Genomic DNA, 23,713 nt, shown 5'->3' with positions numbered 1-23,713 from the left:
AAGTCTTGAAGGATGTTTTGGTGAATAAAGAAAAAATTGCCCATTTAGATGCTGTAGGGCGCAAAGCACGTGGGGTCATGGAACGAGAAGGGATTGATGCTCTGGTCGTCACCGTGTGCGATAACTTTTATTACCTAACCGGCTTTGCCAGCTTCTTTATGTATACCTTCCGGCACACAGGCGCTGCAATTGCAATTATGTTTCGTGATGAGACCATACCGTCTCAAATCATCATGAATGAATTCGAAGCCGCTAGCACACATTTTGATATGCCTAACATGGCGCTGAATACTTTTCCGGTATGGGTTGATGTTGATGACCCACGTAACCCACTTAATCATCAGAAGAGGCGCGAACGCCCCATAGGCCCTCCAGTTGAGACTGTTTTTGGTTTAGTGAGGGAGGCTCTTGAACGCGCGGGTGTGCTGGATAAAACCATTGCTATTGAATTACACGCGATGTCTAACGGTGGTAAGAATATGTTAGATAAAGTGGCTCCTGGGTTAACGTTGGTCGATTCAACGCCGCTGTTTAATGAAATTCGAATGGTCAAAAGCCCTTGGGAAATTGAACATTTACGAAAAAGCGCTGAAATTACTGAATACGGTATCGCCAGCGCGGCTAAACATATTCGAGTGGGTTGCACGGCCGCAGAATTAACCGCTGCATTTAAAGCTGCAGTAATGAGCTTTGCGGATACCCATTTTTCTCGCTTTAATCTTATTTCTGTCGGCGATAACTTCTCGCCCAAAATGTTCCCTGATAAGACCCCGGCAAAGCTTGGCGATTTAATTAAGTTTGACTGCGGGGTAGATGTTGCGGGCTATGGCGCTGATCTTGCCAGAACCTTTGTTTTGGGGGAACCGGACGAACTCACGCAAAATATCTATGACACTATCAGAGCTGGGCATGAACATATGCTTTCAATGGTGGCTCCGGGTGTTAAGTTAAAAGATGTGTTTGATTCAACCATGGATTTCATTAAAAAGTCTGGTTTACCCCATTATAATCGTGGCCACCTTGGTCATGGGGATGGCGTATTCCTGGGTCTGGAAGAAGCGCCTTTTGTCAGCACATTGGCAACGGAAACATTTCTTCCTGGGATGGTACTAAGCCTCGAAACACCGTATTACGGAATCGGAATTGGCTCTATCATGCTAGAGGATATGATTCTCATTACCGATAACGGGTATGAGTTTTTAAGTCAATTGAATCGCGATTTACGCCGGTATAATTAATCTGTGTATGACCTCTCATTTTATTTGAATTAAATTTTTTCTAAATAGACTCAGGTACTTTCTACCGGGTCTATTTTTAATTCTTATCATGGTATGAGTGATGTTATCGGGGAGGAATAAAATCCTTATACAAAATATAGAGTTAAAGTATAATCATGTGATGCCGTGTCAGCAGAGACTATTCTGTTAGCACCATTAAAGAATGAAACTATTCTGCTTTTTATTATAACGGGAGTGATAATCGTTTACTTAGGCAGAATATAATTTCACCGGTATATAAATATAAAAAATCTTTTAGAGAATCAAAATTTGATGTAGCAGATTTCTCCATAAATAGCCTAAAAATCAAATTGTGCTCTCTTTTCACAGAACACTGTATCGCGGCATTCCCTTAGTAAAAATATTTAGTCTTTAAATTTTGCCTTCTGGTAGCATATTTATCTAAGAATAATCTTAAATCAATCTTAATTAACGCCCATTCTACATTTTCGCCTCTATTAATCGCTGGAATAACAATATTCTATAATAATTCGGCAATAGTATTTTCTTTCAACTATCCTATGTAACATGCTGTAATACATTCTAAGGACTTCATTTCATCATAATTCCACAATGAAAAATGGATGTGCGTGAAGTAGCTTTTCTTAAAAACCAAACAAGTTGCTGGCTTAAGGGTTATATAATGTATAACGCATTTACGACACTGCTGCGCCCGTTGCACCGGCACAGAGTTACTTTGTTAGCGCTATTAATTTCCGGTCTTTCAGTTAATCCAGTTTTGGCAGAAACACAGTATGATTCATTAATCATCAAAGCCAGAGCAGGGGATACCGCACCGGTCCTTGATTATTTACAACAAGAATCTAAAGCCGGGCCACTTAACAGTGGTCAGGTTGATGACTGGCTGCAAATTGCCGGTTGGGCTGGGCGCGATCAAGAAGTTATCGATGTTTATGAGCGCTACCATTCTTCAACAAATCTCTCATCGCGAGGTTTAGCTGCGGCGGCACGTGCCTATCGTAATGAAAAACGTTGGGATCAAGCCCTGGCATTGTGGCAGAGCAGTTTGAAGAAAGACCCCACTAATCCTGACCTGATTACAGGCATGATCATGACTCAGGCAGATTCAGGGCGTGGTGGCGAAGCTTTACAGCAAGCAAAAGAATTGGCTGAGCGTAATCCTTCCGCAAAAAACTACATGACACTTTCCTATCTGAGCCGTGCAACCAATCGCAATTATGACGCGTTACAAGCTTCCAGTGAGGCGGTGCGACTGGCACCAGAATCGGAAGAAGTATTAAAAAATCATCTTGAAATATTGCAGAGAAACCGTATTGCCGATCCGGCGTTACAGTTGGCGAAAGAGAACCCAAAACTGGTGACCGCAGAGCATTATCGGCAACTTGAGCGAGATGCGGCAGCGGAACAGGTTCGTATGGCTGTGCTGCCAACGCGCAGTGAAACAGAGCGTTTTTACATTGCCGATCAAGCTCTGGCCGACTATCAGGATTTGTTAACTCGCTGGAGTAAAGACCCCGAAGCTCAGGATGATTATCAGCGGGCGCGTATTGATAGACTCGGTGCATTATTGGTGCGCCGTAATACTGCTGAGTTGATTAAAGAATTTGAAGCAATGGAAGCACAAGGCTACAAAATGCCTGACTATGCTCGTCGCTGGGCCGCCTCTGCTTATATCGATCAACGTATGCCAGAGAAAGCTGCCCCGATTCTGACCAGCTTATATTACGCCGATGGGAAAACTTTCCGTAACAGTGACGATTTGCTTGATGCCGATGATCTCTATTACTCACTGAATGAAAGTGAGCAATTAGATAAGGCACATCAATTTGCTAAAAACTATAGTGAACAAACCCCGTATCAAGTCGGGGTTTATGGTCTACCGGGTAAAGAACCTAACGACGATTGGATGGAAGGTCAGACGCTGCTGGTTCAATCTCTGGTCGCGCTTAATGACTTGCCCGCGGCGCAGAAAAAACTGGAAACATTGTCCAGCACCGCACCGGCTAACCAGAACTTACGTATTGCGCTAGCCGGTGTTTATCTGGCTAAAGATTTACCGCGCAAAGCGGAACAAGAGTTGAAAGCAGTCGAATCATTAGCGCCACGCAGCCTTATTTTGGAACGTGCGCAAGCTGAAACCGCAATGGATCTGCAAGAGTGGCATCAGATGGAGTTATTGACTGATGATGTAATTGCCCGCTCGCCGGAAGATGTTCCTTCGCAGGAATTAGACCGCCAACGTAAAATTCATAATATGTACGAACTGCGTGTGAGTGGTAACCGCGCACTTTCCTCTAATAGCCCGGTCAGCGGCAACAAAGATTATGGTTTTGAAACCCTCTTATATAGCCCGCCGATAGCCGAAAACTGGCGTGTATTCGGGGGCGGCAGTTATAACAACTCTCAGTTTGAAGAGGGCACCGGCATTAACCGCGTGTTGCGTTTGGGGGGTGAGTGGACATCCCGAGACCATTGGGTTGAAGCTGAAGTGAATAATCAGAACTACGGTTTTGGCAATAAAACCGGCGCTCGGATAGCCACTTGGTATGACTTTAACGACCACTGGCGTGTGGGCGGGCAGGTTGAACGGCTGGCTAAGGACACTCCATTGCGTGCGATGAAGAATAATATCACCGCTAACAGTGCTTCAGCCTTTGTGTTATGGAAAGCTGATGATCGGCGTGATATTGAATTTAATGTCACACCGTCGGATTTCTCTGATGGAAACAACCGTTGGGAATATGAACTTAACGGACGTCAACGTATTTGGACGGGGCCATATCTGACGGCTGACTTCAGTCTGGGTCTGGCGGCGAGCCACAATACCAAAGAAGACGTGATTTACTATAACCCGAAAAGTGATTTCACTTACTTACCTGCAATAACGCTGAATCACATAATGTATCGCCATTATAAAACGGTCTGGAGCCAGCAAATACAGTTAGGTGTCGGCGGCTATTGGGAGAAAAACTACGGCAATGGTCTGGTGACCACAGCAGGTTATGGACAACGTATTCAATGGAATGATGTCGTCGATACTGGAGTGGCAGTGACCTATGATAAACGCCCTTATGATGGTGTCCGTGAGCACGACCTCTCGCTCGCTTTCGATTTGAATTACCGTTTCTAAGGGAAGTCGCTATGGCAAAGATATTATTTATAATCCGGATTTTTGTAGTCGGAATGTTAACGCTATGGGCTTCAGCGTGTTATGCCGAGAAACCCGTATTCGTTCCACCGGCTGAACGCGCCTTGCCGCAAAGCGAAAGGCCGTGGCAAAAGAATACCTTTGTGGTCATTGCGTATCATGATGTTGAGGATGATTCTGCTGACCAGCGGTATTTGTCTGTTAGAAGTAGCGCATTAAGTGAGCAATTGGCCTGGTTGAAAGATAATCGCTACAACGTGATTTCTGTCGATCAGATTTTGGCCGCTCGCAACGGTGGCACGCCATTGCCGAACAAAGCCGTATTGCTGACGTTTGATGATGGTTACAGTAGTTTTTATACCCGTGTTTTCCCACTGTTAGAAGCCAATAATATGAGCGCAGTATTGGCACCGGTAGGTACATGGATTGATACACCGCCGAATAAAAAGGTGGATTTCGGTGGATTAAGTACTGATCGCAATCGTTTCCTGACATGGAAAGAGATCGGTGAAATGTCTAAATCGAAGCTGATTGAAATCGGTGCTCATACCTATGCGTCTCATTATGGTGTGATTGCTAACCCGCAGGGGAATACCGAGCCAGCTGCAGCTAATCTGATTTACGACCCAAAAACGAAGAAGTATGAAACTGAAGCGGCATTCAAACAGCGGATGGAAAAAGACGTTTCATTGATTACTGAACGCATTATTAAAGCGACCGGTAAGCAACCTCGAGTTTGGGTTTGGCCTTATGGTGCGGCGAATGGCACCGTACTTAATATCTTGCGCCAACACGGTTATCAGATGGCGATGACATTGGAACCCGGTATTGCTAACGTCAATGATTTGATGAATATCCCCCGTATTCTGATCAGCAATAACCCTTCGTTAAAAGATTTTGCGCAGTTGGTCACGTTGGTACAAGAAAGAGAGATAATGCGCGTCGCGCATGTCGATTTAGACTATCTGTACGATCCTGATCCCGTACAGGAGAAGGAAAATCTCGACAAACTGGTACAGCGGATTTCTGATTTACGTGTGACAACGGTGTTCTTACAAGCGTTTTCTGACCCGAAAGGGGATGGCAATATCCGCGAGGTGTATTTCCCTAACCGCTGGATACCGATGCGCCAAGACTTATTTAACCGCGTTGCATGGCAATTAGCATCACGTCCAGATGTTGATGTCTATGCTTGGATGCCAGTGTTGGCATTCGAAATGGACCCTTCATTGCCACGGATTACGCGTATTGATCCGAAAACCGGCAAAACAAGCATCGATCCTGACCAATATCGCCGTCTGTCGCCATTTAACCCCGAAGCCAGACAGCGCATTATCGATATATACCGCGATATGGCCTATAGCGCACCGATTGATGGCGTGCTCTATCACGACGATGCCGTGATGTCTGATTTTGAAGATGCTTCACCGGATGCTATTCGTGCATACGAAAAAGCCGGTTTCCCAGGTTCGATTACTACCATACGCAATGATCCTGAAACCATGGCGCGCTGGACTCGCTATAAGAGTAAATATCTGGTTGATTTCACAAACGAACTCACACGCCAGGTGCGTGATATCCGCGGCCCGCAAGTCAAATCCGCTCGTAATATATTCGCTATGCCGATTTTAGAACCGGAAAGTGAAGCATGGTTTGCGCAGAACCTTGATGATTTCCTGGCAAACTATGATTGGGTTGCCCCGATGGCAATGCCGTTAATGGAAAAAGTACCGTTATCTGAGTCTAACGAGTGGCTATCACAACTGGTCAATAAAGTTGCGCAACGCCCGGGAGCATTGAACAAAACTGTATTTGAACTGCAATCGAAGGACTGGACTAAGCCTGAGGGCAGCAATGCCATTAGTGGGGCGATACTGGCGGGATGGATGCGCCAGTTGCAGTTAAATGGCGCGCAAAATTTTGGTTACTATCCGGATAACTTTATCACTGGCGAACCACCGCTAAAAGATGTCCGCCCTGTGCTATCTTCTGCCTGGTATCCTTTATATGATCGATAGAATTATTGCATTACTCATCCTATGCCTGGTACTGAGCATTCCTGCGGGTATGATCCTGCTCTTTACTGGCGACGTGTTGCTGAATTTTGTCTTCTTCTATCCGCTCTTTATGTCCGGGATCTGGATAACAGGCGGTGTTTATTTCTGGCTACGCCGTGAAAGACATTGGCCTTGGGGGGATGATGTTCCCCCGCCAGAATTGAAAGGTAATCCGCTCGTTTCAATCCTAATTCCTTGTTTTAACGAAGGATTAAATGCACGGGAAACCATTCATGCCGCTTTGGCGCAGACTTACACTAACATTGAGGTCATCGCAATCAACGATGGCTCCAGTGATGACACCGCACAAGTGTTGGATGCCATGTTGGTCGAAGATCCGCGCCTGCGAGTTATTCATCTGGCCCATAATCAGGGGAAAGCGATAGCCCTACGTATGGGGGCGGCGGCGGCGCGCAGTGAATATCTGGTTTGTATCGATGGTGATGCCTTACTCGATAAAAAAGCGGTGCCTTATCTGGTGGCACCGCTGATTGCTAACCCACGTACGGGGGCTGTGACCGGCAACCCACGTATACGCACACGTTCAACCTTGGTCGGCCGTGTTCAGGTGGGGGAGTTTTCTTCCATCATTGGGCTGATTAAGCGGACGCAACGCGTTTATGGGCAAGTCTTTACTGTTTCCGGAGTAGTGGCCGCCTTTCGCCGCAGAGCATTAGCGGATGTGGGCTACTGGAGCCCAGATATGATCACGGAAGATATTGATATCAGCTGGAAGCTACAAGTTCGGCACTGGTCTGTATTCTTTGAGCCGCGCGGATTGTGCTGGATTTTGATGCCAGAAACCCTGCGAGGTTTATGGAAACAACGTCTGCGCTGGGCGCAGGGTGGGGCAGAAGTGTTCCTGAAGAATATGTTCAAGTTGTGGCGCTGGCGCAATCGCCGGATGTGGCTCTTATTCCTTGAATATTCACTGTCTATTACTTGGGCATTTACTTACCTGTTCAGTATCATCCTGTTCCTGCTGGGTTTGGTGATTACCTTACCACCGGGAATTCATGTGCAAACAGTGTTCCCGCCAGCCTTTACCGGGATGGTATTGGCGCTGACCTGTTTGATGCAGTTTGCTATCAGTTTGGTGATTGAACGGCGCTATGAACCAAAACTGGGGAGTTCGCTATTCTGGATTATCTGGTACCCAATGGTTTACTGGATGCTAAGTTTGTTTACGACCGTGGTGGCGTTCCCCAAAGTCATGCTCAATACCAAGCGTAAACGTGCGCGTTGGGTGAGCCCAGATCGCGGAATAGGGAGGGTTAAGCCATGAGTGAACCTCTGATTCATACTGAGCAGCGGGCTATCCCCCGCTGGATAGATATCATTATCACCGCTTTAGCTTGGGTTGGTTTTATCTTCCTATTTGCTAAGGGTTTTTTTGACATGATCGACAGAGCGCCAAATATGGGGCCGATACCCTTTAGGCTCTACATACTCAGCGGTCTAACCACCCTTGCTTTGTATGTGGCCATCGCGTTGTTTAATGCTGTGGTTATCATTATTTGGGCCAAATATAACCAAGTGCGTTTTCAGGTTGAGCGTCGTGGTCATCGTCCGCATTTAGATGATGATGAACTTGCGAATAGTATGGAAATGACGGCTGAGATGATTGCCCAATTAAAAGCAGGCTCTTGTCTTACACTGTATAATGATGAACACGGCCAATTACTGGACGTCAAAGAAGGATTACAACTTCCCTCTGTGGCGCCGGTGGTCAATTTACGCCGAGGGTGAGACTTTCTCATCTCTGAATACCTGATAGTAAGTTATGGTCTACTTACATCGGGTATTCAGGGGGCAATTCTGTGTTATTCCCGCCAAAGATTCTGCAAAACTCCGCTTTCATTTACCGCGTCAGCTTTATATATTGCTATGATATTCCTAATATATATTGCGGTAATAGCTTTTAATATTCCTCTGAGCGTCAGTTAAAACCGGAGCACATAATGAATCAAAATCATTTTGAACAAATTATTGGGGCGGAATTACCGCACTGGCAATCCGCACTGCGGCCCCAGAAAGACATGCTATCTGGGCATTTTTGTAATCTGGCCCCTGTTGACTCAGATAAACATGAAGCATCTTTATATCAGGCCTACCATTTAATTTCCGATGCCAGTGACTGGACGTATTTTTATTGTGATCGGCCAGAAAATAAAGCTGAATTCAAGCAGTACCTACAGACATTAATGAGTGCTAAAGATGCTTTCCACTATACGGTGGTGGATACACAATCAGATTTGGCTTTAGGGACGGTGGGCTTACAACGGATTGATGAAAAGAATGGCGTGATTGAGATTGGTTCGGTTAATTGGTCACCGCGCTTAAAACGCCATTCAGCGGGTACTGAGGCTATCTATTTGCTATTACATTATGTATTCGACAAATTAGGCTATCGCCGTTGTGAGTGGAAATGTGATTCATTGAACGAGCCGTCAAATGCGGCGGCAATGCGATTTGGTTTTCAGTATGAAGGGCAATTTCGTCAGGCGATTGTGACCAAAGGCCGTAATAGAGATACCAATTGGTATTCCATCACTGACCGCGAATGGCCGCTTATTAAGCAGGCGTTTAACAATTGGCTGGACAGGGAAAACTTTGATAGTAACGGTAAGCAAAAGACGCGTTTACAGGATTTAAGAATCAGCCGTTAATGGTTGCCAAGTTAATTAAATTCAACATTATCTTGTTGTTTATAATGGTATTTTTAACTTTCGCCTTTGCTCAAAAAATAAGCGAAAAAGGTAAGGGCGAAATATAAAATCGAGTTTAATGTGGGGGATTAAGCGGAGGGCTAATAGTATAGCGCGATATAAAAAATAATTAGAGTAAAAAATGACCAAATGGAAATGTTATATTTTTTTACATTTTGATATCGCGAATCCTTAGAGTGTCATTATACTGTAATCATCTGGCGGTATTTTTCACACGGTGCACAGCTTAGGCTGTTGTTTATCACTGCGGGGATCGCTAATGGTAAAGTCCATGATTGGGCTGTTAAGAGAAAACCAAAGTTTCATCCAAGTGACTCGTTATTACGAGGGCTGTCCCTCCGACTCTCAAATTACAGCAGTAACATCATTATTTACCTTTAATATATTAGTGTCATCCTTACTTTTGTTCCCTGTATCAACATCACGTAATCACCCCCCCTGCGATATTGTTTTCATCCTGCCATTAAGCAGGTGTGCTGACTTTATTCGCATTTTCATTGGCTATTATTGGCTGCAAAGGAAGCCAAAACCTCATCTGTATGTGAAACATAATCGCACAGACAAATCTGCTGCGGTAGGTGAATCAAACTGAAAGGTGCCACTATGGGAAGACAGAAAGCAGTGATCAAAGCTCGTCGTGAAGCGAAACGCGTAATTAGACGTGATTCACGTAGTCATCGTCAGCGTGAGGAAGAAAACGTGACATCGTTAGTGCAAATGGGCGGTGTTGAATCAATAGGTATGGCACGGGATAGCCGTGATACCTCCGTTATTCAGGCGCGTACGGAAGCTCAAGGTCATTACTTATCAGCCATAGAAAGTAAACAACTCATCTTCGCCACCGGTGAGGCGGGGTGCGGTAAGACTTTTATCAGCGCGGCCAAGGCCGCTGAAGCATTAATTCACAAAGAAGTTGATCGGATAATTGTGACGCGACCTGTGCTACAGGCAGATGAAGACTTGGGTTTCTTACCCGGCGATATCTCTGAGAAATTCGCGCCGTATTTCCGTCCGGTGTATGACATTCTACTGCGCCGACTCGGATCATCTTTCATGCAATATTGTTTGCGGCCGGAAATCGGCAAAGTCGAAATTGCGCCTTTCGCCTATATGCGCGGGCGTACCTTTGAGAATGCGGTGGTTATTCTCGATGAGGCACAAAATGTCACCGCCAGCCAAATGAAAATGTTTCTCACCCGTCTCGGTGAAAATGTCACAGTTATCGTGAATGGTGATATCACCCAATGCGACCTTCCGCGTGGTGTGAAATCCGGCCTTAGCGATGCGCTGGAGCGTTTTGCTGAAGATGAAATGATTGGCATAATTCGCTTTGATAAACAGGACTGTGTCCGCTCTGCACTCTGCCAACGCACTTTGAATGCCTATTCATAACTCAAGATTATGAGTAGATGACAAAAAAGGGCAAGCGCTACAAACGCTTGCCCTTTGCTATTGATAAATAACCGCTACAACATGATTGTCATCATATAAGCGGCAAACAACGCCAGATGTGCGGTGCCGTTGAGCACATTGGTTCTGCCAGTAGAGAATGAGATTTGCGACAGAATCAATACACTCACCATCACCACGATATGCGGTGCTTCAAGCCCAAAATTCAACTCTTGCCCGGTCAATACTGCAATCAAGGTGACCGCAGGGACGGTCAGTGAAATGGTTGCCAGCACAGAACCGAAGAATAAATTCATTGCCCGCTGTACCTGATTGGCCAGAACGGCTTTTAAAGCACCTAATCCTTCTGGTGACAGGATTAGCAAGGCAATCAGGAAGCCGGTAAATTTAGCCGGTGCATTGAGTTCGCTGAGCAGTGCTTCCAATGGGTTAGCATCAAATTTTGTCACAGCGATTACTGCAACCAAATGAATCAACAGCCAAAATGTGTGCCACAGACTACTGTGAGATGAAGGTTTCCCGTGGTGTGGGTCACTCGGGTCATCCCCTTCGTCTTCATGCTCGTAGACAAACAGGCTCTGATGGGTTTTGGTTTGAATAAGCAAGAAAACGCCATACATTGCCGCCGAAATGACCGCAACAACCAGTGACTGTGCCACGGTAAAGTTACCGTCAGGCAAGGTGCTGGGTAATACCAAAACAATGATTGCCAGCGGGAAGATAGCCATCAGGTACTGTTTGATTCCGACCAAATTGACATGCTGGGTAGCAAATTTCCGGCCACCAAGCAGCAAGGATACCCCAACCAATCCGCCAATAACTATCATGATGATGGAATAGAGAGTGTCGCGCATCAAGGCCGGAGCGGCGTCACCTGTTGCCATCATCGCCGAGATCAAACTGACCTCCAGCACCACTACAGACAGGCTGAGAATCAAAGAACCATAGGGTTCACCCAGGCGGTGGGCCAGTACGTCAGCATGGCGCACGACACTGAAAGCACTGCTGAGGATACCGACCAGTGCAATGAGATTAATAACAATGACAGCGGCAAAATTGCTGGTATCGCCCCAAATATTAAGAATAACCAGCGCAATAATAGGCAGGATAAGGGAGTATTCGTGATGGCGGGATTTAGATCGGCCAGGATCATTTTGCGACTTCATTTCGAGAACGCTCCTAATAACTTTACTGCATTAAACGGGCATTAGAGCCATTTAACGATAATTAAGCGCCATATTGCAGGCTAAGTAGCTTTAAGACTAACAAATAACAGGGAATTGTCGCAGAAAATTTACAAGGTTTTAACGGGGGAAAGTAAAAAAACGCCATAAAAAATGGACATCACAAAGTAATGTCCATTGATTTTATAGATATTAATGAGACCTAGTCGTCAATGTTGTCCATCACTTCATGACGTTTGTGATGATAATCTTCCTCATTGAGGCCTTCACGCCAATAGGGCACGGCGTACAGTTGCTGGCGTTCACAGTTTTTTTCTCGACGAAGATAGCGGCGCAGTTGCACGACCAGTTTATCTTCACCGGCCAACCAGAATGTTGCTTCTTCCATCGGTAAATCCAGCGCGCAGAATTGGCGAATAACCTCATCTGTTTTTTCGGTGCCGCCAATGACCCAGCTAAGTTCAACACCAGCCGGTTTCACCAGATTTAGCACATCTTGCGGGGTATCGACGCGAATAATGACATGGCCTTGCGCCTGAGCCGGCAATGTTTCCAACAAGGCGGCAATCGCGGGCAGTGACGAGGGATCCCCAACCAGATAACTGTATGTCGCAGCCGGTAGCATGGTTTCAGGCCCTCCGGGATTGGTAATCCCCAGCCAATCGCCTACTTTGGCATGACGGGCAAAATTGACCGCCGGGCCGCTATGGTCATGAAGTGCAAACTCAATGTCTATTTCACAAAGCTCCGGGCGAATAGCCCGAACAGAATAGGTTCGAACAATCGGGCGCACATCTGCTGCCGGCCATTGTGGGCCATTTTCGCCAAGAATCGGTAATTCTGGTTGTGTTTGGTGTGCTAGCGGCAAGAAAATTTTAAGATGCGCCCCAGCACAATCTGACGGGTAATTTTGCAATGTGGTGCTGTGAAAGGTTATTCGGCGCAAATGTGGGGAACTGTCTACCACCTTTTTTACCTGCACCAGGCGAGGAGGAGTAGGACGGTATCTGGGTTTTGCTGCTGTTGATTCTGTGGTCACAGTTTATCCTTCTTATCTTATGGTGTTTTATTCTTAGTCATCAGCCAGCTTAGGGTGGCTTACAAAGGGATAAACTATATCACCAACCAATGTTAATGATAATTATTTGCATAAAACAATATGTGGAAAACGAAAAAATCCATTTGCCTACTCAGTGATCTGGCAAATGGATGGTGTTTGCAGAGAGTTGTTAGCTAATAGCTTGCACGATAGCGGTGCGGCGAAAATGCATTCTCAAGCGCAACATCGTGACTAACGCAACAGCCATCACCGCCATGGCGGCCAGTGGAAGTTGTTGTAAATGCAAGCCAAATGCCAGTAAGGTGCCGCCGAGCCAGGCCCCCAGCGCATTTCCCAAATTGAACGCGCTCTGGTTAAATGTTGATGCCAAATTAGGCGCATCTCTGGCTTGATCCACAACCAATAGCTGTAACATTGGGCATAGCGCAAAAGCCACAATGCTCCAGATAAACAAGGTCATTACTGCCGATAAATAGAAGCCAATTGTGTAATGGAGTGCCAGTAAAATAGCTATTAATATTGCTATCAGCCGGGTCATGGAACCCACGAGATTTTTATCCCCCAGCCGCCCGCCCATTATACTGCCAATGGATAACCCGACCCCGAGGATTAACAAAACGATAGTGACGCCATGTTCAGAAACACGAGTAACTTCACGCAATAAGGGGGCAATATAAGTGAAAACGGTAAATAAACTGGTATTCGTTAATACTGATAGCAATAAAGCAGTTTGCACTTTTTTCTGCATCAGAGTTTTGAACTCAAGTTTTGGGCTGATTTTCTTCATCGGAATATTACTAGGTAACCAAGCAATCACTGCAATGATGGCGATAATACCAATTGCACTCACGCCCCAAAATGCAGCACGCCAACCGAAAGCTTGCCCGATTGCCGTTCCCAGCGGCACACCCAGCACATTTGCTAATGTGACCCCCATGAAGACTAATGCAATTGCTCGCGCCCGGCGATTGGGTTGAACCAAATCAGTGGCGACCACTGAGGCCAGCCCAAAGAAAGTGCCATGACACAGGGCGGCAATAATACGCGCAGCCATAAGCAGGTTATATGTTTCAGCCAATGCGCACAGCACATTACCTATAATGAACAGAACAATTAACCCGAGCAGAGTCGATTTACGCGGCACTCGGGCTGTCGCGATAGCCAGCAGTGGGGCACCAATGACCACGCCCAGGGCATAAACTGAAACCAACATTCCGGTTTTAGGGATACTGACCCCGAGGTCATGGGCAACTTCGGGTAATAACCCCATAATGACAAATTCGCTGGTACCGATGCCAAAAGTTGCAATGGTAAGCGCGATAATAGCCAATGGCATGAATCACTCCTGAACAGCCTCTTCCGGCAAGAAGAGTCCGTATAATATCAATATCAACTCGCTCCTTATTTATGAATATAAAAGGAGAAAAAGTCTTTGTAGGTAAATTTAATCGGACGATTTTATCACTGGCCCAAAATGGCGTCTAACAGCAAAGTGCTATATTAAAAAATTATTTAATATAGCTAATCTCATTTTTTGACTCTGGGGTGAAGTAAATCTTCTGGATTTATAAAATGATTATTTATTTGAAAAATAAGGCTATTTTACAAACTCATCGTGTAATGTGATTTTTTCTGTTGACCCTAAACTTTGCTTAGTACAAAAAAACATAAGCAACGGCTTTTTTGTATTTGTTTGTCCCCCTCATCCCCCGTAAATCTATTTATATCCTGTGCACTTGAAGCCACAGTGTTGTTGGCAAATTTCACTCACCCTGGCCACTGACTTAGGTAATCTCATCGGGGTGTGTTCGTTTGCCGCTAACTTGTTACTCCACGTTCTTTGGGTATATCAATCAGAATGAAATGAAAGGGGCTTGGTATGAATTTCCAGCAGTTAAAAATTATTCGGGAATCAGCCCGTTGCAATTACAACCTGACTGAAGTGGCAAACACATTATTTACTTCGCAGTCTGGTGTCAGCCGTCATATTCGCGAGCTAGAAGAAGAATTGGGCATTGAGATATTTATTCGGCGCGGAAAACGGCTATTGGGAATGACCGAGCCGGGTAAAGAGTTACTGACAGTTGCCGAGCGCATGTTAAATGATGCTAATCAAATCCGCCGGTTAGCTGATGTATTTAGCAATAATGAAAGTGGGCAGCTACATATTGCGACCACACATACTCAAGCGCGTTACAGTTTGCCGCGGGTGATTAAAGAGTTTCGCCTGTTATATCCGCAGGTAAAGTTGGTTATTAGTCAGGGCAATCCGCAAGAAATTATGGCGATGTTGCAATCGGGTGAAGCTGATATTGGCATCGCCACTGAATTATTAATGAGTGATGAATCTGTGGCGGCGTTTCCTTATTATCGCTGGCACCACGCGATTGTTGTGCCAGAAAATCACCCCTTAACGCAAGAGTCGAATATCACTCTGGAAACCTTGAGTACCTTGCCACTAATTACCTATCGGCAAGGAATTACTGGCCGATCACGGCTGGATAATGCCTTCAAAAATGCAGGATTAACTCCGGATATCGCCCTGAGTGCGCAAGATTCTGATGTGATTAAAACCTATGTTGAATTGGGCATGGGGGTGGGTATTCTGGCGGATATGTCTTATGAAGCTCATCGCGACAAAGGGCTGGTACGGCTAAACGCAGAGCATCTATTTGATGCCAATACAGTTTGGTTAGGGCTAAAACGGGGTCAGTTACAACGTAACTTTATCTGGTTCTTTATCCAACTCTGTAATCCAACACTGTCTCTGCATGATATTAAAGAGAAAGTATTGGCAGAAGCGGTAAATGAAGCCGTGATTGATTACCAGATTTAGTGATTCAGTCAAGATCATCATTGTCGGGTGTAAATTGCACCCGCACCTGTGTTCCCCCGGTGTCCCGTTGACGAATATCACAATGTCCATTCAGACTAGCGGCCCTGTCTTGCATAATCATCAGGCCGTAATGGTTTGGCCGCTGACTGGCTTGACCAATCCCACAACCATTGTCAATGATTGACATGACGACATCACCTTGTTCTATGGTGACGTTAACTGCGGCCTCACTGGCGTGGGCATGTTTATAGATATTATTCAGTGCTTCACGGGCAATATTGACCATGTGAATGGCTTGATGGTTAGGAACCGAGTCTGATGGTAAGTTGAAATCGAGTGTGATGGGCAAACAAGCGCGCTCGCTGAATTCATTGACCAATGTTTGCAGTGCGGCCTGTAATGTCGCTTCATTGAGTTTTAAACGGAATGTTGTCAGCAATTCACGCAATTGCCGGTAGGCAATATTAAGTTCATCGCGCATTTGCCGAATTAACAAATTACTGGGTTCGGGCAAGTCTGGAACCTGAATTTGCAAACAACTGATTTGTATTTTCAGGCAGGAAAGAGATTGCGCGATAGAGTCATGCAATTCGCGCGCAATAGCGGAGCGCTCTTCCATCAACAATAATTGCTGCTGATGCCTCGCCTGACTTTCCAATGCCAGTGTGCTGGTTAATTGCTCAACTAGCATATTCACCAGCTGTTGCTGATCTGAATTGAGAGGGCTTTCCGCGGGGATTTTTGCCAGTAATAAACCATATTGACCAAGTTTATCACTCAAACTCCAACTGAGAGACTCCCGCGATGTCGTGGGGTTCGCAACAATAGAAGAGCCACTAATGGTTAACTGCGTAGGGCTATTTTGCGGTGGTAAATATTCACCATCTAAATTATCAGTCAGATTTGAACGATAAAGATGATTTTCATATAAACAGATTTGCACATTTTCCAAGGGTGTCAGTGCTTGTAATTGTTCAATCACCGGCACCAAGCGCTCACTGAGCGGTTGAGGGGTATGCAGTTGGCGGCTGCTGTGATAAAGGAATGCCAAAACTTGGTTTTTCTGTTGTAAATCAGCCGTTTTCTGAGCAACGCGCTGTTCCAGATCACTGTATATCAACGAAAGTTCTTGCGACATGCGGTTTAATGCCGTTCCCAGCATCCCCATTTCGTCTCGCTGATAGGGCAAAGTGAAGCGCTTGCTGAAGTCACCGCGGCCAATTGCATTCGCCATCGAGATCAATTGCAGCCATGGACGTAATAAACGACGGCGGAGATAATAAATGGTGGCGAGCATCAACCCCAGAGTCAACACGATGAAAACCAACTGAATCATTGTCACCAGCAGTAGGCGCTGCTCGGTTTTATGGTCAATAGCCAATACCAATGCATCAAGTTGGTGCACAAAATCGGCCACATTGGCGGCAACATCACCGGGCTGTTTGGCTTGCAGCAGTTGCGGTTTTAAGGTGGTTTGCCAATAACGTTCGATTTGTTGATATTGACTGGTCAGCCCCTCCCGCTGAAGTGCGTGTTGTAAATCACCGCTGGTTTTGTCTTGCTCCAGGGCCGCCAGATAGGGCAGATCCCCTTTATCTAACGGCACCATGGAAAGCAGTCGGTAACTTTGCATTCGCAGAGAACCCGCTTTATTGATGGCGTGCGCATTACCTTGAATGCTTTGGGCCATCCATGACGAAATCGTCATGCCAGCCAGCCCCAACATGCCCAGTAGTATCATCAGCAAAGCAATCTGATTAACTAATGGAATTAGGTAACGTTTCATAATGCGGTATTCCTTTGACCAATATACTCGTCATGCTGCAAGTTGCATGTCCGTTAGCTCACCCCAAGTCACTTACGTGCGTAAGTTCTTGGGGTATCGCCCAATTGCCGCTTTCTCGCAACTCGAATTATGTAGAGTATAAGTGTGGCAACCTTGCCGTTTTTGAACCCACGATATTAGCGTTAATGGGACTTCATCCCGGCGGCAGTCATCATCATACGGAACAGCATAGAAACTGCCAATAAAGCCAGCACACTACTGCACCAGATAAGCAACATCCAACCGACTTTTTTCCACCAAGGGGATTTTATCGGTTTCAACGTTTGGGAAGGTGATGGTGATTTTATCATTCAGTGATAACCCTGTTCGTGATTGATTTTCCCCCGGAATACGTAATAGCTCCAGAAGGTATAAACCAGAATAATGGGGATAATAAAGAGCGCGCCAACCAGCATGAAACCTAGACTCTGCGGAGGTGCGGCCGCTTGCCATAAGGTAATCGATGGCGGAATAAGATATGGCCAGATACTGATGCCCAAACCGCTATAACCCAAAAATACCAGCAAGAGTGTCAGCAAGAATGGGGCATAATGATCGCCATTTTTGACTGAGCGCAGTAAAGCTCCGCTCGCCAGCAGTACCAATAAAGGGACGGGTAAGAACCAGAATAAATTGGGCAAGCTAAACCAGCGCGCTGCAATTTGTGGATGGCTCAGTGGTGTCCATAAGCTAATGATGGCAATAATTAGCAGCATAATCATTGTTAGTGGACTGGCCAGTTTATGCATCACTTGCTGTACATGCCCGTCGGTTTTCATGATGAGCCAAGTACAACCTAGCAGGGCATAGGCAACAACCAGACCCAAACCGCAGAACAATGCAAAAGGAGTGAACCAGTCAAATGGCCCGCCACTGTAACTGCGGCCCGTGACCGGGAAACCATGAATAAAAGCGCCGACGACCATTCCTTGTGTAAAGGTGGCAATCAACGAGCCGCCGATAAAGGCTTTATCCCAGATATGCTGTTTTTCTGGTGTAGCTTTAAAGCGGAATTCGAATGCAACGCCACGGAAAATTAGCCCCAGCAGCATTAATGTTAGCGGGATAGCCAATGCATCAAGAATAACCGCATACGCCAGCGGAAAAGCACCCAGTAACGCCGCGCCCCCCAGAACCAACCAGGTTTCGTTGCCATCCCACACCGGTGCGACACTGTTCATCATCAGATCACGGTCACGGCTGTTTTTCACCAGCGGAAACAGAATGCCAATACCTAAATCAAAACCATCCATCACCACGTACATCATGGTGCTGAATACAATGATGACAAACCAAATCAGTGGAAGATCAATGCCCATAATTAGCTCCTGTTTTGGCTAGGGTCAGTCGCCAATAAATGACCATCAGCATGAAGAGGGTCGCTGACTGCTGACAGCGGGCGGGCGGGCTGGCGTAGCATGTTGGCCGGGGCCACCCTTGTCTTGTTGACGACCTTGATGCGCTTTTGGCCCTTTGCGGATAAGTCGCATCATATAGGCGTAGCCCACACCAAAGACTGAGCCATACACCAGGATAAAAATCAGCAAGCTGATACTCATATGCAGCTCACCGTGTGATGAAACCGCATCACTGGTGCGTTGCAAACCATAGACGATCCACGGTTGACGCCCCACTTCGGTGGTAAACCAACCGGCCAGAATAGCAATCAACCCTGATGGCCCCATCCACAGCACAAAATGGAGGAAGGGGCGAGAGTGATATAACCCGCCACGCCAACGGAGCCATAAACTCCAAAAGCCGGCCAAAATCATCAACATGCCTAATCCGACCATAATGCGAAAAGACCAAAACACAATCGTTGAGTTCGGGCGGTCTTCGGGGGGGAATGACTTCAGCGCGGGGATCTGTTTTTCCAAACTGTGTGTCAGAATTAAGCTCCCTAAATAAGGGATTTCCAGCGCGAAACGGGTTTTCTCTTGTTTCATGTCAGGCCATCCAAACAAAATCAGTGGCGTAGGTTCACCGGGTTTATTTTCCCAGTGGCCTTCAATAGCCGCGATTTTAACCGGTTGATATTCCAGAGTATTCAGGCCATGGGCATCGCCAATTACGGCTTGCAGCGGGGCGACAATCAAAGCCATCCACATCGCCATCGAGAGCATTTTTCGCATCGCCGGAGTATCGCGTTTGCGCAGCAAATGCCAGGCCGCGGAAGCACCAACAAAGAATGCCGAGGCCAAAAAAGCGGCGGTTGACATGTGCAACAAGCGGTAGGGGAAGGAGGGGTTGAATATCACTTTTAGCCAGTCAACCGGCACCACTTGCCCGTTAATCACTTCAAACCCTTGAGGTGTTTGCATCCAGCTATTGGAGGCCAGTATCCAGAAGGTCGACATCAGCGTTCCTAATGCCACCATGCAGGTGGCAAAGAAATGCAAACCGGGGCCAACACGATTCCAGCCAAATAGCATGACACCCAGAAAACCGGCTTCGAGGAAGAAGGCGGTTAAGACTTCATAAGTTAATAACGGGCCGGTGATACTGCCGGCAAATTCAGAGAAAAAGCTCCAGTTAGTGCCAAACTGGTAGGCCATTACTAAGCCGGAAACCACGCCCATGCCAAAGTTGACGGCAAAAATTTTGGACCAGAAATGGTAAAGGTCGCGGTAATCCTCATTTTTGGTTTTGAGCCATAAACCTTCCAGCACGGCCAGAAAACTGGCCAGCCCAATAGTGATAGCAGGGAAGATGATATGGAAAGAAATGGTAAAAGCGAATTGGATTCTGGCCAACTCGAGAGCGGTTAAGCCAAACATAGCGACCTCACTGCAAACATGGTACTGCCTCATCAATCTATAAAATAAATCGCGCCACATTGGTTACTGTGTGGAGCCGCAATGGGCGATTATTTCGCTGAGTAAACTTGGCAGTTAGTTAACCATAAGTTAAAGTGGCTATAATAGTGACAATTAATTCAATCTTACATATAACAGTTGGCCTATGACTCGATATGAACAGTTAGCGCAACAAATCCGGGCGCAAATACAATCCAAGGTGTGGCAAGCGGGCGACAAGTTGCCCTCACTGCGGGAAAGTTGTAAGCAGTCGGGTTTGAGCTTAATGACCGTGGTGCAGTCTTATCAGTTACTGGAAAGCCAGGGATGGATTGTGGCGCGCCCACAGTCAGGTTATTACGTTGCCTCACGGCCGACCCAATTGCCCCAGCCACAGCGGGGGAAAAAGCTGCATCTGGATGAGCAAGTAGACATTAATACCTTTATTTTTGATGTGTTACAGGCCGGGAAAGATCCCGCCATCATGCCTTTCGGTTCGGCATTTCCTGACCCTAGCTTATTGTTACAGCCCCGTTTATCGCGCGCGCTGGCGGGGGTCGCGCGTAAAATATCACCACAGAGCTCGGTGACTAACTTGCCGCCGGGCAATGAAAGTTTACGACGCAATATTGCTCAGCGTTATGCGGCCAGTGGGATGAATGTTTCACCAGAGGAAATTGTTATTACTGCGGGGGCGATGGAGTCTCTTAGCTTGAGTTTACAAGCTGTTACGCAGCCCGGTGATTGGGTCGTGATTGAGTCGCCAGCATTTTATGGCGCATTACAGGCGATAGAGCGTTTGCGCTTAAAAGCCATCGCCATTACAACCCATCCACAGCATGGTATGGATCTCGATGCTCTTGAGCAGGTTATCAGTCAGTACCCCATCAAAGCTTGTTGGCTGATGACTCACTTTCAGAACCCGCTGGGTTGCACGATGTCTTGGCCACAGAAAAAACGGCTGGTGGCGCTGTTACAGCAGAACAATATTTCGCTGATTGAAGATGATGTTTATGGTGAGCTGTACTTCGGCGCTGAACGCCCTTTGCCCGCGAAAGCACTGGATCAACACCGGCAAATTCTGCATTGTTCTTCTTTTTCCAAATGTCTGGCTCCGGGTTTTCGCGTGGGTTGGGTCGCGGCGGGCGAACATGCGCAGCGGGTTCAACATCTGCAATTAATGAGCACGGTTTCTGCCAGCGTTCCGACCCAATTAGCGATTGCCGATTATCTCAGTCAAGGGGGATATGATACGCACTTGCGCCGGTTGCGCCGCATAATGGAGCAGCGACTTAATGCATTGCGTCAGGCGGTTGTTGAGCACTTTCCCAAGAACGTCAAAGTCAGCCATCCCGCTGGGGGGTATTTCTTGTGGCTGGAACTGGAGCCGCCTTTCAATACGAGTGAACTCTACCGGCGCGCGCTGGCGCAGGGCGTCAGCATTGCGCCGGGGCGGATGTTTACGACGGGCAACCAATTAGATCACTGTTTTCGCCTTAATGCCTCTTTTGCCTGGTCGGAGCAAAGCGAAAAAGCCATTCAGATTCTGGCGATGTTGATTACCCAACTGAGCAGCGGTGTTGAGAGTCGTCCGCGTTAATTCTGCTATTTCCCTCTGCAATAAGTGATGCTGGCCACTCCAGGAAACACCGCTGTGCCAGCATTATCTTCTACTGAAACGAACGCCTTTCTTTGTGCTGTTGTTATGCATAAATGGCGCGACCCATCATTTTATACCCACTTTTGCGGCAGCAGAAATGCACTTAATTGATGCATTCACTGCGCATTTATAGGGCAACAGAAATATATTTTGTTATTTTTGTGTTGCCAAAGTGTGATCCGATAGAGCAAAAATCAATATTGGTGTCGAGTGCATATAATTTCGAGAGCAAGCCCTCTAATGGGGCAACTTATGGGCAAAATCTTAGTATGAATGCGCCACATTTGCATAACTATGCAATTTAAATACTTGTTTTAATGGAATTTGTACATTTTATTCACATTGTGGGCGGTGTGGCACGAAAGCTGCTCTACACTTTATATCAGGTGAATATATTTCATTCTTCATTGTTAACAGAATAAGAGATTTGTAGTGGGGGGAAGGTGGTTCCTAACGACAAGTCTCGCCACCCCATATTTACGCTGATTAAAGAGGCCCTATGGAACAGCCAATCGCGGTTACCCGACAGTCTTTTGATGAATGGATCGTCCCAACCTATGCTCCGGCAGATTTTATTGTGGTACGTGGCGAAGGCGCGACGTTGTGGGATCAACAGGGCAAGTCTTATATCGACTTTGCCGGTGGTATTGCCGTCAATGCTTTGGGGCATGGGCATCCCGCAGTAAAAGCAGCATTGATTGAGCAAGCAGATAAAGTCTGGCATTTAGGCAATGGCTATACCAACGAGCCGGTACTGCGCCTGGCAAAGCAGCTGATTGATGCGACCTTCGCCGAAAAAGTATTTTTCTGTAACTCAGGGGCGGAAGCCAATGAGGCGGCGCTGAAATTGGCGCGCAAATATGCATTGGATAATTTTGCCAATAAACCGGGGCAGCAAGGGGAAAAAAACCAGATTGTCGCCTTCAGAAACGCGTTTCATGGCCGGACATTATTTACTGTTTCGGCTGGTGGGCAGCCGAAGTATTCACAGGATTTCGCGCCGCTGCCGGGGGGAATCAAACACGGGATTTTTAATGATCTGGCTTCTGCTGAGGCCCTTATTACAGACCAAACCTGTGCAGTGATTGTGGAACCGATTCAGGGCGAAGGCGGGGTATTACCCGCAGATAGTGAGTTCCTGCACGGCCTTCGCGCATTGTGTGATCGCCATAATGCATTACTGATTTTTGATGAAGTACAAACCGGTGTAGGTCGCACCGGCGAGCTGTATGCCTACATACACTATGGCGTGACACCTGATGTCCTGACCAGTGCCAAAGCACTCGGTGGCGGGTTCCCGATTGCCGCGATGCTGACGACCACAAAATATGCCAGTGCATTGAATGTCGGCAGTCACGGGACAACTTACGGGGGAAACCCATTGGCTTGTGCGGTGGCGGGAACCGTTTTATCCCTCATTAATACTCCTGAAGTATTAGCGGGAGTGAAAGAAAGACATCAATGGTTCTTGGATGGATTGGCGGATATTAATGCTCGTTACAAGGTTTTCGCGGAAATTCGGGGCCGTGGCTTGTTAATTGGCTGTGTGCTTAACAGCGATTACGCCGGTAAATCCAAAGATATCATTCAGGCCGCGGCTCAACATGGGCTGATAGCCTTGATTGCCGGGCCTGATGTCGTGCGCTTTGCGCCGTCACTGATTATTTCGCAACACGATATTAAAGAGGGCTTGGCCCGACTTGCCATAGGTATTGAGCAAGTCTGTCGTAAGGCTAAGCCGTAACACTGA

General features: G+C 46.6%; 17 protein-coding genes. 10 read left to right on the top strand and 7 right to left on the bottom strand.

Features of this window, described 5'->3' with window-relative positions; genetic code table 11:
* Positions 1-20: 20 nt before the first annotated feature.
* The 7 genes from F0T03_RS12250 (at position 21) to phoH (ending at position 10,585) form a co-directional block, all read left to right on the top strand.
* A complete protein-coding gene (locus F0T03_RS12250; protein WP_159678624.1) occupies positions 21-1,238 on the top strand; it encodes a M24 family metallopeptidase in 1,218 nt (405 codons plus the stop codon).
* Between the two features lie 682 nt (positions 1,239-1,920).
* A complete protein-coding gene (pgaA, locus tag F0T03_RS12245) occupies positions 1,921-4,389 on the top strand; it encodes a poly-beta-1,6 N-acetyl-D-glucosamine export porin PgaA (RefSeq protein WP_145555604.1) in 2,469 nt (822 codons plus the stop codon).
* 11 nt (positions 4,390-4,400) lie between these two features.
* Positions 4,401-6,425 carry a poly-beta-1,6-N-acetyl-D-glucosamine N-deacetylase PgaB gene (gene pgaB / locus F0T03_RS12240; protein WP_159678622.1) on the top strand — a complete coding sequence of 675 codons (2,025 nt, stop codon included), beginning with the start codon at positions 4,401-4,403 and terminating at the stop codon, positions 6,423-6,425.
* Entirely contained in the window at positions 6,415-7,749 is a 1,335-nt protein-coding gene (pgaC, locus tag F0T03_RS12235; protein WP_145555608.1) for a poly-beta-1,6-N-acetyl-D-glucosamine synthase, read from the top strand. Before pgaB ends, pgaC begins: the two co-directional genes overlap by 11 nt.
* Positions 7,746-8,213, top strand: coding sequence for a poly-beta-1,6-N-acetyl-D-glucosamine biosynthesis protein PgaD (gene pgaD / locus F0T03_RS12230; protein WP_145555610.1), 468 nt, complete (start codon positions 7,746-7,748; stop codon positions 8,211-8,213). Before pgaC ends, pgaD begins: the two co-directional genes overlap by 4 nt.
* A gap of 212 nt (positions 8,214-8,425) precedes the next feature.
* Positions 8,426-9,133, top strand: coding sequence for a GNAT family N-acetyltransferase (locus F0T03_RS12225; protein WP_159678620.1), 708 nt, complete (start codon positions 8,426-8,428; stop codon positions 9,131-9,133).
* Positions 9,134-9,796: 663 nt separating this feature from the next.
* Entirely contained in the window at positions 9,797-10,585 is a 789-nt protein-coding gene (phoH, locus tag F0T03_RS12220) for a phosphate starvation-inducible protein PhoH (RefSeq protein ID WP_145555614.1), read from the top strand.
* Positions 10,586-10,659: 74 nt separating this feature from the next.
* On the opposite strand, the gene chaA is transcribed toward phoH, so the two are convergent.
* From chaA to F0T03_RS12205, 3 genes are all read right to left on the bottom strand, one after another.
* Positions 10,660-11,769, bottom strand: a complete 1,110-nt coding sequence (gene chaA, locus F0T03_RS12215) for a sodium-potassium/proton antiporter ChaA (RefSeq protein ID WP_145555616.1) — start codon at positions 11,767-11,769, stop codon at positions 10,660-10,662.
* A gap of 220 nt (positions 11,770-11,989) precedes the next feature.
* Positions 11,990-12,826, bottom strand: coding sequence for a siderophore-interacting protein (locus tag F0T03_RS12210; RefSeq protein ID WP_159678618.1), 837 nt, complete (start codon positions 12,824-12,826; stop codon positions 11,990-11,992).
* A 190-nt stretch (positions 12,827-13,016) separates the two neighbouring features.
* Positions 13,017-14,183 (bottom strand): MFS transporter, encoded by a 1,167-nt coding sequence (locus F0T03_RS12205; RefSeq protein WP_159678616.1) that lies wholly within the window; start codon positions 14,181-14,183, stop codon positions 13,017-13,019.
* Between the two features lie 543 nt (positions 14,184-14,726).
* Here F0T03_RS12205 and cbl point away from each other — a divergent pair.
* Positions 14,727-15,683 (top strand): HTH-type transcriptional regulator Cbl, encoded by a 957-nt coding sequence (gene cbl / locus F0T03_RS12200; protein ID WP_159678614.1) that lies wholly within the window; start codon positions 14,727-14,729, stop codon positions 15,681-15,683.
* A gap of 4 nt (positions 15,684-15,687) precedes the next feature.
* Here cbl and narX read toward each other — a convergent pair whose 3' ends face one another.
* The 4 genes from narX to F0T03_RS12180 all read right to left on the bottom strand — a co-directional run bounded on the left by narX (position 15,688) and on the right by F0T03_RS12180 (position 20,285).
* Positions 15,688-17,469, bottom strand: coding sequence for a nitrate/nitrite two-component system sensor histidine kinase NarX (gene narX, locus F0T03_RS12195; protein WP_159678602.1), 1,782 nt, complete (start codon positions 17,467-17,469; stop codon positions 15,688-15,690).
* A 182-nt stretch (positions 17,470-17,651) separates the two neighbouring features.
* Positions 17,652-17,819: a DUF2474 domain-containing protein gene (locus F0T03_RS12190; RefSeq protein WP_145555625.1), complete on the bottom strand. Its 168-nt coding sequence runs from the start codon at positions 17,817-17,819 to the stop codon at positions 17,652-17,654.
* A complete protein-coding gene (cydB, locus tag F0T03_RS12185; protein ID WP_159678600.1) occupies positions 17,820-18,827 on the bottom strand; it encodes a cytochrome d ubiquinol oxidase subunit II in 1,008 nt (335 codons plus the stop codon). It lies immediately after the preceding gene.
* 45 nt (positions 18,828-18,872) lie between these two features.
* Positions 18,873-20,285 carry a cytochrome ubiquinol oxidase subunit I gene (locus tag F0T03_RS12180; RefSeq protein ID WP_159678598.1) on the bottom strand — a complete coding sequence of 471 codons (1,413 nt, stop codon included), beginning with the start codon at positions 20,283-20,285 and terminating at the stop codon, positions 18,873-18,875.
* A gap of 184 nt (positions 20,286-20,469) precedes the next feature.
* Here F0T03_RS12180 and F0T03_RS12175 point away from each other — a divergent pair, with 184 nt between their 5' ends.
* Both F0T03_RS12175 and F0T03_RS12170 read left to right on the top strand, forming a co-directional pair.
* Entirely contained in the window at positions 20,470-21,903 is a 1,434-nt protein-coding gene (locus F0T03_RS12175) for an aminotransferase-like domain-containing protein (protein ID WP_145555630.1), read from the top strand.
* Between the two features lie 559 nt (positions 21,904-22,462).
* Positions 22,463-23,707 carry an aspartate aminotransferase family protein gene (locus F0T03_RS12170; protein ID WP_159678596.1) on the top strand — a complete coding sequence of 415 codons (1,245 nt, stop codon included), beginning with the start codon at positions 22,463-22,465 and terminating at the stop codon, positions 23,705-23,707.
* Positions 23,708-23,713 lie beyond the last annotated feature (6 nt).

Source organism: Yersinia canariae (assembly GCF_009831415.1).
Lineage (GTDB): Bacteria > Pseudomonadota > Gammaproteobacteria > Enterobacterales > Enterobacteriaceae > Yersinia > Yersinia canariae.
Note: the sequence above shows the minus strand (reverse complement) of the source record. Positions and strands in the feature narration are given on the sequence as shown.

Coding starts and splice junctions, on each gene's coding strand:
- pgaA (WP_145555604.1), top strand. CDS start 1,921: ATGTATAACGCATTTACGACACTGCTGCGCCCGTTGCACCGGCACAGA.
- pgaB (WP_159678622.1), top strand. CDS start 4,401: ATGGCAAAGATATTATTTATAATCCGGATTTTTGTAGTCGGAATGTTA.
- pgaC (WP_145555608.1), top strand. CDS start 6,415: ATGATCGATAGAATTATTGCATTACTCATCCTATGCCTGGTACTGAGC.
- pgaD (WP_145555610.1), top strand. CDS start 7,746: ATGAGTGAACCTCTGATTCATACTGAGCAGCGGGCTATCCCCCGCTGG.
- F0T03_RS12225 (WP_159678620.1), top strand. CDS start 8,426: ATGAATCAAAATCATTTTGAACAAATTATTGGGGCGGAATTACCGCAC.
- phoH (WP_145555614.1), top strand. CDS start 9,797: ATGGGAAGACAGAAAGCAGTGATCAAAGCTCGTCGTGAAGCGAAACGC.
- chaA (WP_145555616.1), bottom strand. CDS start 11,769: ATGAAGTCGCAAAATGATCCTGGCCGATCTAAATCCCGCCATCACGAA.
- F0T03_RS12205 (WP_159678616.1), bottom strand. CDS start 14,183: ATGCCATTGGCTATTATCGCGCTTACCATTGCAACTTTTGGCATCGGT.
- cbl (WP_159678614.1), top strand. CDS start 14,727: ATGAATTTCCAGCAGTTAAAAATTATTCGGGAATCAGCCCGTTGCAAT.
- narX (WP_159678602.1), bottom strand. CDS start 17,469: ATGAAACGTTACCTAATTCCATTAGTTAATCAGATTGCTTTGCTGATG.
- F0T03_RS12190 (WP_145555625.1), bottom strand. CDS start 17,819: ATGATAAAATCACCATCACCTTCCCAAACGTTGAAACCGATAAAATCC.
- cydB (WP_159678600.1), bottom strand. CDS start 18,827: ATGGGCATTGATCTTCCACTGATTTGGTTTGTCATCATTGTATTCAGC.
- F0T03_RS12180 (WP_159678598.1), bottom strand. CDS start 20,285: ATGTTTGGCTTAACCGCTCTCGAGTTGGCCAGAATCCAATTCGCTTTT.
- F0T03_RS12175 (WP_145555630.1), top strand. CDS start 20,470: ATGACTCGATATGAACAGTTAGCGCAACAAATCCGGGCGCAAATACAA.
- F0T03_RS12170 (WP_159678596.1), top strand. CDS start 22,463: ATGGAACAGCCAATCGCGGTTACCCGACAGTCTTTTGATGAATGGATC.